Consider the following 12,429-nt stretch of genomic DNA (forward strand, 5'->3'; position numbering starts at 1 on the left):
CCACAAGCGCCCGGGCCGACGACCATCTGGGAACACCAGGAGCAGAGCAAGGAGTCCGGCGAGATTCACGGGCCAGGCTCCGACCCAGACGTGACGGGCCAGTGGGGCCAGCGGAAGCGGCGTTGATGTGTAGGCCGAGGCGGCGAGCACGTCGTTGATCACCACGAGAGACACTGCAGCGCTGGTCCACGCCAGCGCCGCCCCTACGGGGGAGTCAGGCACGCGGACGACGACCCACCAGCCCATCCCCACCGCTACGAGGGCCAAGGCGTGGGGCACCAGGTCGTCGGTGCTGGAGTGTCGCGAGAAGAGGGCCAGGACGACCCCGGTGCCGGGCATCACCGTCGCCGCTGCCACCAACGCACGACTCACGACGGGGGCCATCACCGCATCGTCGCACCGTGAGGTCGGCACCGCATCAGGGTCAGCACGTAGAGATGATCCGCACTTCATCTGCGCGCTGACGCCGACGCGGCTGGAGCTCGTGCGGTCGGACAGTTGGATCATCCGACCACCCGCTCACAGGAGATCATGATGAACCTGATCTACACCGTGCTCGTCGCCCTGCCGCTCGGCTTCTTCGTCTCGTCGCGGTCGACCGCGATCTTGTCCTACCTGCTCATCGGGTCCTACCTCTTCAGCTTCCAGAACACCTCGGTCCTGCTGGGGTGGCTCGGCCACAGCTCTCGTCCAGCGTTCGGGCCCTTCCCCGAGGGATTCCCGGCACGAGCGTCGACAGGCGAGGTCATGGCGTACGGCGTGATCAACGCGGTCATCGTCCTTGTCGGCGTCGGCCTGGTGCTTGCTGGCGCTCGGCTCCGTGCGCGCCGGGTCTCGAAGCGCAACGTCCTCAAGGTCAGCTGAGAGCGGTGTCAGCCCTTCGAGTAGCCGCGATCAGTGCGGCCCACTGACTATCGTTGGCGACGATGATCACCCGCCGCGACGCTGCCCAACGCCTGGACATCCCCTTGGAGATGGCCACCCGACACGGCCTGCCCACGACGCTCACCGAAGCCCAGCTGCGTGAGATCGAGGACAGCCCGCCACCGTGGCTGGTCCAGTCCCGTGCCAATCGGACCGGCACGAAGCCGGTGTGGGTCGATCTGGTCTGCAGTGTCTGCGGGTCTGCCGAGAGAGCTCGGCCGAAGAAATGGTGGCCGACATTCACCTTCATCAGCTGCGACCACCATCCGTCCTCCGATCTGCCGCCTCTGCTCCGCGGCAACCGTCGTGAGGAGATCTCGGGGATTGGCAGCCGGTTCATCGGCTGGGTCGACACCCCACTGGACTGAGCCGACCGTCGGCCCGCGCTGGGGCTGAGACCGTGCACTCCGCCGCGAGCGGGCGCATCTTCAGGCCTCCAAGATGGTCGTGGCCTTGTCGAGCTGACCTGTCCGGCCGGCAGTGGCTGCGGCAAGGCCGAGGTCAGTCGATGAGTCTGTCGAGAAGCTCGAAGGACTCGAACGGCTGGTCGATGTCTCCGAAGTGGCCGTCGTCGCGGATGATCTGGGTGCCGCCGAGCCGTTCGAACATGGCGCGTCCCTGCTTGTCGTCACATCCATACGGATCTTCGCGCGAGTTGATGAAGTAGAGGTCGCGGACATGGGCCCGGATCGCTGCCCAGTCGTACTCGTCTTGCAGGACGGGTTCGCTCTCGACGTTGGGCTGGGTCCAGTAGCCCGCCACCAGGAAGGCCTGGTCCACCCTCGTGTCGATGTGCTCCAAGATCGCGAGCAGGAGGGCTGCGCCGCCTGAGTGACCGACAAGGACGGTGCTGGTGTCGAACGTGTGGTCGGCCAGGACCTTCGGCAGGAACGTGGCGATGTCTTCGACGTTGAGGCCGGGGTAGTGCGGCACGTCGACGGCGTAGCCGCGTTCGAGCAGCCGCCTGCGCAGCCATGGGAGCCAGACGACATCGGGATTCGCGGACGTTCCGTGGAAGAGGATTGCTCTGCGGTCCACGACACTCCTTCGGTAGGTCTGGCGGACGCTCGGATGGGGTCCCCCCTGGCACAACCTGCTGCCCCGACATGGAGTCTGTAGGGGTGAGGAGGTGACGCCCATGACGATCGCACACGCGGCCGTTCCGACGTTCGAGGAGTACGCAGCGGCGATCTGGCCATCGCTCTACCGCCGTGCCTACCTGCTGAGCGGCAACCATGCCGATGCTGAGGACCTCGCGCAGCAGACACTCATCAAGGCCCACGGCGCGTGGTCGAAGGTGAGCCGGGCGGAGTCGTCCGACGCCTACGTGCGCCGCATCCTCACCAACACCTTCCTTTCCGCGAAGCGGGCCGAAAGGCGTCGACCCGAGCGGCTGCTCGGCGAGGACCCGCCGGAGCTCGGCCCACCGCCTGAGGGCCCCGAGGAGCGGATGGCTCTGTGGCCACACGTTCGCGCCCTCCCGCCGCGACAGCGTGCCGTCATCGTCCTGCGCTACTACGAGCAGCTCAACGAGGCTGAGATCGCCGACGCCCTCGGGTGCTCGCGCGGCACCGTGAAGTCCACCGCGCACCACGCGCTGGCGAAGCTACGAAACGCTGTCGATGGGAGTGAGGACTGATGGACTTCGAGATCGAGCGCACCCTGAGCCGCGAGCTGGACCGAGTCGCGGGAGACCTCGTCGTCCCCCCCATGCCGGATCTTCCGCATGCGACCGCCCAGTCGCGTTGGCACGTGGCTGCACCCATGCTGGTCGCCGCGGCGGTCGCCATCACCGTCCTGCTCACGGTGGTCTCCCTGCTCACGTCGGCCGAGCCCGACCGCGGAGAACCCTCACCGGCACCGGCACCGGCACCCAGCACGACCTCGGACGACGGCTCTGTCTCTCGCGCGGCGCCTGAGGCGCCCGTGGTGGTCTCCGGCGCCCTCTACGTCGGGGGGGCGCGCGTGCTCGGTCGCTGGGACTACGTCCGAGGCAGTGGCACGCATTGGATCGGTCAGCGCTCCGACGGCAGCTGGTGGTGGGGCTACGACGCCCGCCCGCAGCAGCTCGAAGGCACGACGTACCAGCCGCCGGTCATCTCACCGAGCGCTGGCTACCTGGCGCGGGTCCTGAGCGAGGACGGCGGTGCGCTGCTCGTCGGTGCCGACACCGAGGAGGGCGGCGAGGGATTGGGTGGTGTCGACCTGCCGGGAGCAGGACTCGACCCCGCCGTTCGCGCGGTGGCCGTGACCGACGCCGGGCTCGTGGTGGTCGCTGGGACGAGCTTTCAGCGGCTGTGGCGCCCCCTCATCGACGCGGAGACCATCGACCTCGCGCAGACCGCACCGGGTCAGGTGGTCATCGGCAACACAGGCGCCGGACTGCTCGTCAACGAGGGCGACTACGACGCCGTCGACGGCACCCAGGGGGAGCCCTACCTCGCCCGCCTCGCCGAGGACGGCACCCTCACTCCACTCGGTGCCGTGCCGACCCATGACGTCCTCGAAGCCAGCGAGCAGTGGCTCGCCTACGTGCCCCCGGGCACCGTGGGCGGTGAGGCCTCAGCGGCCCGCACCCTGCGGGTGCAACAGGTCGACGGCTCTGCGAGCGGCGTGCTGACGCCGCCCGAGGGGTGGCTCTTCGTCGCCCCGGGGTTCCGATGGGAGAGCGACGACCGGCTCCTCGCCCTCGTGGTGACCGAGGACGGCGGGGACGAGGCGCTCGTCCGGTGCCGACCGGACCCAGCCTCGTGCGTCCGGGTCAGCCTGCCCTGACCAGCGCCCGGGTCAGAGTCGGTCGAGAGCCACCTTCGAGCCTGTGTCAACCAAGGAGAGGCAGCTCGAGGTCGTAGGCCAGGACGACAGCTCGTGCCAGCTCAGACTCTTGTTGTGTGCTGAGGTAGCCGACGGTGCGCCCGAGCAGGTCGACCGGGACAGTGACGACGTTGTCGAGGGCGACCACACCGTCGTGATCGAGCCCGTTGTCAGACCCCACCCGGACCTCGCTGGACAAACCCTTGACGGTGGTGGTGATGGGGGCGACGGTCACCTTGGTCATCGCGGCCCGCGCCACCTGTCGGGTCAGGACCAGGGCCGGCCGGGTCTTGTCGAGACGCACCAAGCAGATCTCGCGCACCGAGTCAGTCCTCGACGTCGAGGTGGGTGCTGCTCCACGTCACCAGGTCGTCCAGGTCGTCGGCGCTGCCGTGCTCGCGCAGAACGTCTGCGTCGTGCTCGGCGGCTTGTCGACGCATCTCACGCTCCAGCGCCGCTGCGACAAGCGCTGCACGACTTGTTGCCTTGCCGGCGGCGACGCCTCGATCGAGGAAAGCCACCATCTCGTCGGGGAGACGGACAGCGATCTGCGTGCTCATGTGAGCATCTTACCCGACGCATCCCACTTTGGGATGCGTCGAGCGCAGGCCTCGACGTCAGTGCACGGGTCTCGACGTGGGGGCGCACCCAGACAACGTGGGGACGGTCCTGGACACGTGATCGCCCGACCTCTCGAGGGCATAGAGGAACTCGGTGTCCGTCGCGCCCCGCATCTGCACGAATCGCGCTCTCGATCGTGAGCGGTCATGGGAGAGCACCTAGGCTGGCGACATGTTCAAGCGCAGCCGCCGACCCGAGCCGCAGGTGGTGCGCACGGACGCCGAGTGGCGGGCGAGCCTGGGACCTGAGGCCTACCGCGTGCTCCGCCGGGCGGGCACCGAAGCGCCCGGGACCAGCGAGTTCGAGCACCCGTCCGAAGCGGACGGCGTCTATCGGTGCGCGGGCTGCGCTGCCGAGCTGTTCCGCTCGGAGGACCAGTTCGACTCCGGGTCGGGGTGGCCCAGCTTCTCGGACACCGCAGCGCCCGACGCTGCGCTCACGCGCACTGACTTCACGCTGCTGTTCCCGCGCCGCCAGGCCACCTGCGCCAGCTGTGGCGGCCACCTGGGTCACGTCTTCGGTGATGGTCCCGCACCCACCGGTCAGCGCTGGTGCATCAACGGCGCTGCGCTCACGTTCGACGAGGACTAACCCGCAGGTCATCCCCGCTGGGTGGTGGCGCCGTCGACGGCGTCCACGATGCAGGCAAGACCAGCCGGGTGGGCCATCCGCAGACCAGCCAGCTCGTCCGGCCGGAACCACCGGAGGTCGTCGTGCTCGTCGGGAGCGGCGTTGACCGGCTCGCCGTCCCAGCGGGTGACGACGAACGCGTGCAGGTCGAGGGCAGGGTCCACGACCGGCATCGCCAGGGGTCGCGGGTCGCGGACGTGGACGCCGAGCTCCTCGAGGCACTCACGCACGACGGCCTGCTCGGGCAGCTCGCCCGGCTCGACGTGGCCACCGACGAGGTCCCAGCAGTCGGGATAGGCCGTGCGGGACAGATGGCGGTGCGCCAGGAGCACGCGACCGTCGCGCACCAGGGCAGCGACGGCGATCTCGACCCGGTCGACCATGACCGCACCGTAGCTGCGCTCAGCGACGTGCACGACGCGGCGTCGCCGCCCGCGCCGCTCGGTCCTCCTCACTCATCCGCGCCAGGACGCGCACGCTCGCGCCGGCCGGGAAGTAGGCAGCGCGACGACGCTCCAGGCAGCGGACGTACCACCACGGCGGCCGCATGTTCGACTTCGAGCGGTTGTGCGCGCGGCACAGCGCCTGCCCGTTGCTGACCACGGTCGGTCCGCGGCGCGACCAGGGGAAGACGTGGTCGGCCTCGCTCGCCGGCGCCCGACATCTCCCCCACGCGATGAAGGCAGCTGCCTCGCAGCGGCCGCCGGCCCGCTCGAAGACGGTGCGGCGGGCGGCGTACTTGAAGCCACGCCACGTGTCGCGGCTCTGGAGGAGCCGGGGGCCTCGGCCGGGCATCGGCACGGCGAGGACGACCACCATGACCGCGATCGGGCCGAGGACCGGGAGCAGCGGCATGAGCTGCTGAAGCAGAGAACGCAGGACCTCGTCGAACATGGCGCCAGTCTCTCCTCGACCGGCGCTCGGCGGGCTCGTTTCACTGCGATTCCTACGTCCTCCTACACCACGGAGAGCCGTTTGTCAGGACACATGACGAGCATCACCACCCCAGGGCCACTCCTCGTTGCAAGCCCCGACGCCGGACGGCGCTAGCATGCGGCCTCCGCACCGAGAGGAACGACGCATGGCCACCGACTACGACGCATCACGCAAGACCGAGGACGAGCAGAAGGAAGAGAGCCTGGAGGCGCGTCGGCTGACCTCGGGCGAGCAGGACAAGACCTCGGGTCAGGTGGACGTCGACGAGACCGAGCTGGCCGAGTCCTACGAGCTCCCCGGAGCCGACCTCTCGAGCGAGACTCTCTCCATCGAGGTCACCCCGGAGCAGGCCGACGAGTTCGTCTGCCAGTCCTGCTTCCTGGTCCAGCACACCTCGCGGCGCTCGGCGCCCGGCTCCATGATCTGCAACGACTGCGACTGACACTCGGCGCTCCCGCGGGAGCACAATGACCCGGTGAGCTCGACGCCCCCCGACCCGCTGTCCGTGCCGGGACCCGACCTCGACCTCGACGGGCTGCGCGCGTCGGTGCGGGAGGCGTGGGGCCTCGACGGCGACCTGACCGCGCTGCACGGGGAGCGCGACTGCAACTTCCGACTCGACTCCGGATCGGCGCAGCACCTGCTCAAGGTGCACAACCCGGCCGATCCCGAGGCCGTGCTCGACCTCCAGCGCTCGGCGCTGGACCACCTGCGGGCGGTGGCTCCGGAGCTGCCGGTGCCCGGCGTCGTACGCACGCTGGACGGACTCCCGTGGGTGCCGCTGACCGGGCGGGACGGGCGGGTCTCGCTCGCGTGGGTGCACACCTGGCTCGCGGGCCGGCACCCCGAGCCGGCGGAGCTCGACGACGCGCGGCTGCGTGAGTGGGGGCGCGCGAGCGCCCGGCTCGGGCGCGGGCTGCGCGGCTTCGCCCACCCGGCCGCGACCCAGCCGCTCGTCTGGGACATCAAGCGGCTGCCGCAGCTGCGGTCCTGGCTCCCCGCGGTCGCGGCCGACCGACGGGCCGCGATCGAGATGGTGCTCGACCGCTTCGACGAGCGGGTCGCGCCGGTGCTCCCACGCCTGCGCGCGCAGGTGGTGCACAACGACCTGGCGCCGACCAACGTCCTGGTCGACGACGACCTGGCGCTGACCGGCATCACCGACTTCGGCGACATGACCCACACCGCGCTCGTCTGCGACCTCGCCGTCACGGTGGCCGACCTGGTCAGCGGCCGCACCGACGGGATCGAGGCAGCGCAGGAGATCGTCGCGGGCTATGACGCCGTCACCCCGCTCGAGGCCGACGAGCGCGCGCTGGTGGCCGACCTGATGGCCGGTCGCTGTGCCGCGACGGTCCTCATCACCGCCTGGCGCACCCGCGGGCAGGGGTCGGCGCCGGAGATCGACGACGAGGCCTACGCCCTGCTCGAGGTGATGCTCAGCGCCGGGCTGGACAGCCTCGGCGACACCTTCGTCGTACGACGCCGGGCCGGCCGCTCCACCGCGACGTTGCTCGAGGCCCGCACGACCTCCTTCGGCGGCCAGGAGCTCAGCTATGACCAGCCGCTGCACCTCGTGCGCGGAGACGGCGTGGTGCTCGAGGCCGCGGACGGCCGGCGCTACCTCGACGCCTACAACAACGTGCCGGTGCTCGGGCACTCCCACCCGGCCGTGGCCTCGGCGGTGGGGGCCCAGCTCGCGACGCTCAACACCAACAGCCGCTACCTCCAGGACGCGCCGGTCGAGCTCGCCGAGCGACTGCTGGCGACCCTGCCCGACCGCTTCGACCGGGTGCTGCTGGTCAACTCCGGCAGCGAGGCCAACGACCTCGCCTGGCGGATCGCCCAGCACGCCACCGGCGCGTCGGGCGGCATCGCCACCGAGTGGGCCTACCACGGGGTCACCGAGGCGACCTACGCCTTCTCCCCCGAGAGCTGGCACGGCGCAGCCGCGCCCGAGCACATGCGGCTGGTGCCACCGCCCCTGGCAGGAGACCTCCAGATCGACGCGGCGATCAGCAGCCTGATCGCCTCGGGCCACGGCGTCGCGGCGATGCTGGTCGACGGTGTCTTCACCAGCGACGGCGTGCACGGACCCGCCCACGCGTGGACCCGGGCCGCGGCGGAGGCGGTGCACCGCGCCGGTGGGCTCTACGTCGCCGACGAGGTGCAAGCGGGTCACGGCCGCACCGGGCAGCACCTGTGGAGCTTCGTCGCCGGCGACGTGCCGGCCGACCTGGTGACCCTCGGCAAGCCGATGGGCAACGGCTATCCGGTCGCCGCCGTGATCGGCCCGGCCGCGCTGGTCGACCCGTTCGTGCGGGGCACCGACTACTTCAGCACCTTCGGGGGCAGCACCGCCGCCTGCGCTGCGGCGCTCGCGGTCCTGCGCACCATCGAGGACCACGGCCTCGTCGCGCACGCGGGACGCGTCGGAGCCACGCTGCTCGACGCCCTGCGCCAGGTCGCCGCCCAGCGTGACGACATCGCCGCCGTGCGCGGCTGGGGACTGGCCCTCGCCGTCGACGTCGTCGACCCCGACACCGGGCGGCCGAGCGCCGAGCGGGCCGGCCGGATCGTGGAGGGCCTGCGCGAGGGCGGCGTACTCATCGGGCGCACCGGCCGCGACCGCGCCTCGCTGAAGATCCGGCCGCCCCTGGTCTTCGCCGACGAGCACGTCGACCGGCTGGCCTCAGCCATGACAGGTGTCATGCCCAGGTCGTGACAACTCCCCCGCTCCTCGCGGCGCGTGGCGGCGGAGGGTGGAGCCATGACCACACCAGCACTCCGGGCCACGGGCCTGACGAAGGTCTTCCGCGGCGAGGGCGGCGAGACCGTCACCGCGGTCGACGGCATCGACCTGAGCATCGGCTCCGGCGAGATCGTCGCCTTCCTCGGCCCCAACGGCGCCGGCAAGACCACCACCGTCGACATGTTCCTCGGCCTCACCTCGCCGACCAGCGGGACGATCGAGGTCTATGGCGAGTCGCCGCACCGCGCGGTCGTCGACGGCCGGGTCTCGGCCGTCATGCAGACCGGTGGCCTGCTGCCCGACTTCACCGTGCGCGAGACGATCCGCGCGATCGCCGCCCTCCACGGCCGGCCCGAGCGGGTCGACGTCGTCATCGAGCGGGCCGGCCTGGGGCCGCTCGCCGGCCGGCTGGTCAAGGCCTGCTCGGGCGGTGAGCAGCAGCGGCTGAAGTTTGCCCTTGCGCTCGTGCCCGACCCCGACCTGGTGATCCTCGACGAGCCCACGACCGGCATGGACGTCGGCGCCCGCCAGCAGTTCTGGGACACGATGCGCGCCGACGCCGCCGACGGTCGCACGATCGTCTTCGCGACCCACTACCTCGCCGAGGCCGATGCGTTCGCCGACCGCACCGTGCTGATGGCGCGCGGCCGGATCCGGGCCGACGGCCCCACGGCGCAGGTCCGGGCGGCGTACGGCGGGCAGACCATGACCCTCCACCCACCCGCTCAGGTCGTCGGCGTCCACGGCATCGAGGAGACCTGGCTGGCCGACGTGCGCCGGGCGCTCGCGCCGCTCGGCATCACCGACCTCGAGGTCTCCAGCGCCAGCCTCGAGGCTGCGTTCCTCGCCCTCACCGGCGAGGAGGCCGTGCGATGAGCACCCTCGCGAGCCCCGACACCCTGGCCTACGCCGGTCTCGACCTCAGGCGCCAGCTGCGCGACAAGGTCGGCATGTTCTTCATCGTGGCGCTGCCGGCGTTCCTCTTCTTCGTCTTCGGGATGGGCGACGACGAGTCCTACGGCAGCGCCAACGTCGCGATGTACGTCATGGTCTCCATGGCGGCGTACGGCGCCGTCACGGCCACCACGACCGTCGCCGGCGCCGCGGCCACCGAGCAGACGATGGGGTGGGGCCGTCAGCTCGCGCTGACCCCCCTGTCGCCGCTGGCCTTCGTCGCCATCAAGACCGCGGTGGCCATGGCGGTCGCGGCCGTGCCGATCGCGCTGATCTATGTCATCGGCGCGGCCACTGGCTCGTCGGGCAACGCCGTCGACTGGCTGGCCAGCGCGGGCATCGCGTGGCTCGGCTCCGCGTTGTTCGCCGTCTACGGCCTGGCGATCTGCCTGGTCTTCAAGGGCGAGAACGCCGCCAGCATCGCGTCAGGGCTGATCGTGATCCTGAGCTTCCTCGGCAACGTCTTCACGCCCATGGACGGGCTGATGTTGGAGATCGGTCGCTTCACCCCGCTCTACGGCTACGCCGGCCTGGCCCGCTATCCCGTCTCGGAGGGCTACCTGCCGATGGACGCCGGGCACGACCCGGTGTGGCTGTTGCTCGCTAACGTGTGCGCGTGGACGGTGATCTTCGCGGCGCTGGCGGTGTGGGGGCTGCGCCGACGCCGGGAGCGGGTGTGACCCGCTCGCCCTGGGAGCAGTGGGGCTGGGCCGTCGCCGCGCTGTGGCTGGTCTTCCTGACCTATCCCGTCCTCGAGACCGTCCAGGCCGACGCCTCCGACCCGGTCAAGGCGCTGGTCCTGGCGCTGATCGCGGCCTACGCCGTGATCTACCTGCTGGGGTGGAGCCTCTGGAGCGAGCACGCGCTGGCGATCTGGTGCGTCATGATCCTGCTCATCGCGGCGACGATGCCGGTGATCGGCATCGAGGCCATCGGGCTCACGCCCTATCTCGGGGCGTTCTCCGCGCTGATGGTGCCGGCGCCGTGGTGGAAGGGCACCACGGCAGTCAGCGCCCTGCTGCCGCTGCTGTCCCTCATCGGCGGCGACTTCCCGGTGTTCTTCTTCCTGATGGTGTGGCCGATCATCGGCTTCTGCACCGCGATGCGGGTCTTCATGGGGCTCGACGCCCGGTCGGAGGAAGCGCGCTCGGAGCTGGCGCTGGTCGCCGAGCGCGACCGGGTGGCCCGCGACGTGCACGACGTGCTCGGTCACTCCCTCACGGTGCTCTCGATCAAGGCCGAGCTCGCGGCCCGCCTCATCGACGTCGACCCCGCCCGGGCCCGCACCGAGCTCGAGTCGATCCAGGAGACCGCCCGGCAGGCGCTCGCCGAGGTCCGCTCGACCGTCGGCGGGCTGCGGGCCGCCAACCTCGAGGCCGAGCTGGCCGCCGCGCGGCGCGTGCTCGCCGACGTCGACATCGTGACCCAGCAGGTCGGCACGCTGGCCGACACCGACCCGCGGCACCGCACCCTGCTGGCGTGGGTGCTGCGGGAGTCGGTCACCAACGTGGTCCGGCACGCCGGCGCGTCGACCGTCTCGATCGAGCTGTCCGCCACCGGGCTGGTGGTGGCCGACGACGGGGCGGGGTTGTCGTCGGGCTCTGACGGCAACGGGCTGCGCGGGATGCGCGAGCGCGTGTCCGCCGCTGGTGGCACGCTGCAGCTCTCCGGCGAGCGTGGGACACGCGTGGAGGTGGTCCTGCCATGATCCGCGTGCTGCTGGCCGACGACCAGGCGCTCGTGCGTGGCGCGCTCGCGGCCCTGCTCGACCTCGAGACCGACCTCGACGTCGTCGCGCAGGTCGGTCGTGGCGACGAGGTGCTGGACGCGGCCCGCTCGTCGCAGGCGGAGGTGTGCCTGCTCGACATCGAGATGCCCGGCCTCACGGGCCTCGAGGTGGCCGAGCAGCTGCGCACCGACCTGCCCCAGGTGAGGACGCTGATCGTGACCACCTTCGGGCGCCCGGGCTACGTGCGCCGCGCGCTCGACGCCGGCGCCGCCGGCTTCCTGATCAAGGACACGCCCGCCCGCGAGCTGGCCGACGCCGTACGACGCGTGCACGCCGGGCTGCGCGTCGTCGACCCGAGCCTGGCGATGGAGTCGCTGATGGCCGGCCCCTCGCCGCTGACCGCCCGGGAGGCGGAGATCCTGCTGCTCGCGATCGACGGGTCACCCGTCGCCGTGATCGCCGCCCGCGCCCACCTCTCCCTCGGCACCGTGCGCAACCATCTCTCGGCGGCGATCGGCAAGACCGGCGCGTCGACGCGGGCCGAGGCGGCGCGGGTCGCGCAGTCCCACGGCTGGATCTGACCCGTCTGACCTGGCTCGATGACTTCGACGCGTTGCGCTGGTCTGATGACATGACGACCGATCCCTCGTGAGGAGCAGCAGTGACGCAGATGGTCAGGGTGCACAACTTCATGGTGTCGAGCGACGGCTTCGGCGCCGGCGAGGGCCAGAGCCTCGAGACGCCCTTCGGCCACGCCGACCCGGGCGTGCTCTTCCAGTGGGCGGTGACGACGGCCAGCTGGCCCCACCGTGGTGGGCCCGGGGGCAGTCGCGGACTGGAGGACTACCTCGTGCGCGACTTCCACCGCAACATCGGCGCCGAGATCATGGGGCGCAACAAGTTCTCACCGCTGCGTGGCCCCTGGGCAGACGAGGAGTGGAAGGGCTGGTGGGGCGACGAGCCGCCGTTCCACACCCCGGTCTTCGTCATGACCCACCACGAACGGCCGTCGTACTCGCTCTCGGACACGACCTTCCACTTCGTCGACGACTCCCCCGCGGCGGTGCTG

The 12,429-nt window shown here is 71.0% G+C and carries 17 protein-coding genes and 1 pseudogene; 12 read left to right on the forward strand and 6 right to left on the reverse strand.

All coding sequences use genetic code 11. The features are described 5' to 3' along the window. The coding region (locus RMN98_RS06080; protein ID WP_309647910.1) for a hypothetical protein at positions 1 to 384 on the reverse strand (384 nt) is incomplete at its 3' end. A 150-nt stretch (positions 385 to 534) separates the two neighbouring features. Here RMN98_RS06080 and RMN98_RS06085 point away from each other — a divergent pair. Together RMN98_RS06085 and RMN98_RS06090 are read left to right on the forward strand one after the other, a co-directional pair. After that, on the forward strand, positions 535 to 864 hold the full coding sequence (locus tag RMN98_RS06085) for a hypothetical protein (protein ID WP_309647911.1): 330 nt from the start codon (positions 535 to 537) through the stop codon (positions 862 to 864). Positions 865 to 926: 62 nt separating this feature from the next. Beyond that, positions 927 to 1,292 (forward strand): hypothetical protein, encoded by a 366-nt coding sequence (locus RMN98_RS06090; protein ID WP_309647912.1) that lies wholly within the window; start codon positions 927 to 929, stop codon positions 1,290 to 1,292. Positions 1,293 to 1,425: 133 nt separating this feature from the next. Here RMN98_RS06090 and RMN98_RS06095 read toward each other — a convergent pair whose 3' ends face one another. Continuing rightward, a complete protein-coding gene (locus RMN98_RS06095; RefSeq protein WP_309647913.1) occupies positions 1,426 to 1,962 on the reverse strand; it encodes an alpha/beta hydrolase in 537 nt (178 codons plus the stop codon). Between the two features lie 100 nt (positions 1,963 to 2,062). Between RMN98_RS06095 and RMN98_RS06100 the strand changes: the two genes are divergently transcribed. Continuing rightward, positions 2,063 to 2,563 (forward strand): SigE family RNA polymerase sigma factor, encoded by a 501-nt coding sequence (locus tag RMN98_RS06100; protein WP_309647914.1) that lies wholly within the window; start codon positions 2,063 to 2,065, stop codon positions 2,561 to 2,563. A gap of 113 nt (positions 2,564 to 2,676) precedes the next feature. Continuing rightward, the gene (locus tag RMN98_RS06105) at positions 2,677 to 3,699 is read left to right on the forward strand and encodes a hypothetical protein (RefSeq protein ID WP_309647915.1); all 1,023 of its coding nucleotides are present in this window, start codon (positions 2,677 to 2,679) and stop codon (positions 3,697 to 3,699) included. A gap of 46 nt (positions 3,700 to 3,745) precedes the next feature. On the opposite strand, the gene RMN98_RS06110 is transcribed toward RMN98_RS06105, so the two are convergent. Together RMN98_RS06110 and RMN98_RS06115 are read right to left on the reverse strand one after the other, a co-directional pair. Next, positions 3,746 to 4,060, reverse strand: coding sequence for a type II toxin-antitoxin system PemK/MazF family toxin (locus tag RMN98_RS06110; protein ID WP_309647916.1), 315 nt, complete (start codon positions 4,058 to 4,060; stop codon positions 3,746 to 3,748). Positions 4,061 to 4,064: 4 nt separating this feature from the next. Continuing rightward, positions 4,065 to 4,298, reverse strand: coding sequence for a ribbon-helix-helix domain-containing protein (locus RMN98_RS06115; protein ID WP_309647917.1), 234 nt, complete (start codon positions 4,296 to 4,298; stop codon positions 4,065 to 4,067). Between the two features lie 232 nt (positions 4,299 to 4,530). Between RMN98_RS06115 and msrB the strand changes: the two genes are divergently transcribed. After that, positions 4,531 to 4,950, forward strand: coding sequence for a peptide-methionine (R)-S-oxide reductase MsrB (msrB, locus tag RMN98_RS06120; RefSeq protein WP_309647918.1), 420 nt, complete (start codon positions 4,531 to 4,533; stop codon positions 4,948 to 4,950). Between the two features lie 8 nt (positions 4,951 to 4,958). Here msrB and RMN98_RS06125 read toward each other — a convergent pair whose 3' ends face one another. Next, positions 4,959 to 5,372, reverse strand: coding sequence for an NUDIX domain-containing protein (locus RMN98_RS06125; RefSeq protein ID WP_309647919.1), 414 nt, complete (start codon positions 5,370 to 5,372; stop codon positions 4,959 to 4,961). A gap of 19 nt (positions 5,373 to 5,391) precedes the next feature. Further along, positions 5,392 to 5,883 (reverse strand): HNH endonuclease signature motif containing protein, encoded by a 492-nt coding sequence (locus RMN98_RS06130; protein ID WP_309647920.1) that lies wholly within the window; start codon positions 5,881 to 5,883, stop codon positions 5,392 to 5,394. A gap of 187 nt (positions 5,884 to 6,070) precedes the next feature. On the opposite strand from RMN98_RS06130, the gene RMN98_RS06135 reads away from it, so the two are divergent. The 7 genes and pseudogenes from RMN98_RS06135 to RMN98_RS06165 form a co-directional block, all read left to right on the forward strand. Beyond that, positions 6,071 to 6,367, forward strand: a complete 297-nt coding sequence (locus tag RMN98_RS06135; protein ID WP_309647921.1) for a DUF4193 domain-containing protein — start codon at positions 6,071 to 6,073, stop codon at positions 6,365 to 6,367. A gap of 33 nt (positions 6,368 to 6,400) precedes the next feature. Then, positions 6,401 to 8,650, forward strand: coding sequence for an aminotransferase class III-fold pyridoxal phosphate-dependent enzyme (locus RMN98_RS06140; RefSeq protein WP_309647922.1), 2,250 nt, complete (start codon positions 6,401 to 6,403; stop codon positions 8,648 to 8,650). Between the two features lie 45 nt (positions 8,651 to 8,695). Beyond that, positions 8,696 to 9,553 (forward strand): ABC transporter ATP-binding protein, encoded by an 858-nt coding sequence (locus RMN98_RS06145; protein WP_309647923.1) that lies wholly within the window; start codon positions 8,696 to 8,698, stop codon positions 9,551 to 9,553. Then, on the forward strand, positions 9,550 to 10,311 hold the full coding sequence (locus RMN98_RS06150) for an ABC transporter permease (RefSeq protein ID WP_309647924.1): 762 nt from the start codon (positions 9,550 to 9,552) through the stop codon (positions 10,309 to 10,311). The genes RMN98_RS06145 and RMN98_RS06150 overlap by 4 nt, the downstream gene beginning before the upstream one ends. Beyond that, positions 10,308 to 11,339, forward strand: a complete 1,032-nt coding sequence (locus RMN98_RS06155) for a sensor histidine kinase (protein ID WP_309647925.1) — start codon at positions 10,308 to 10,310, stop codon at positions 11,337 to 11,339. Before RMN98_RS06150 ends, RMN98_RS06155 begins: the two co-directional genes overlap by 4 nt. Then, a complete protein-coding gene (locus RMN98_RS06160) occupies positions 11,336 to 11,941 on the forward strand; it encodes a response regulator transcription factor (RefSeq protein WP_309647926.1) in 606 nt (201 codons plus the stop codon). The genes RMN98_RS06155 and RMN98_RS06160 overlap by 4 nt, the downstream gene beginning before the upstream one ends. An 89-nt stretch (positions 11,942 to 12,030) precedes the next feature. Continuing rightward, positions 12,031 to 12,429, forward strand: a pseudogene (locus tag RMN98_RS06165) (deaminase); the annotation flags it as partial.

The sequence above is a fragment of the Nocardioides sp. genome (assembly GCF_031397825.1).
In the GTDB taxonomy this organism is placed as follows: domain Bacteria; phylum Actinomycetota; class Actinomycetes; order Propionibacteriales; family Nocardioidaceae; genus Nocardioides.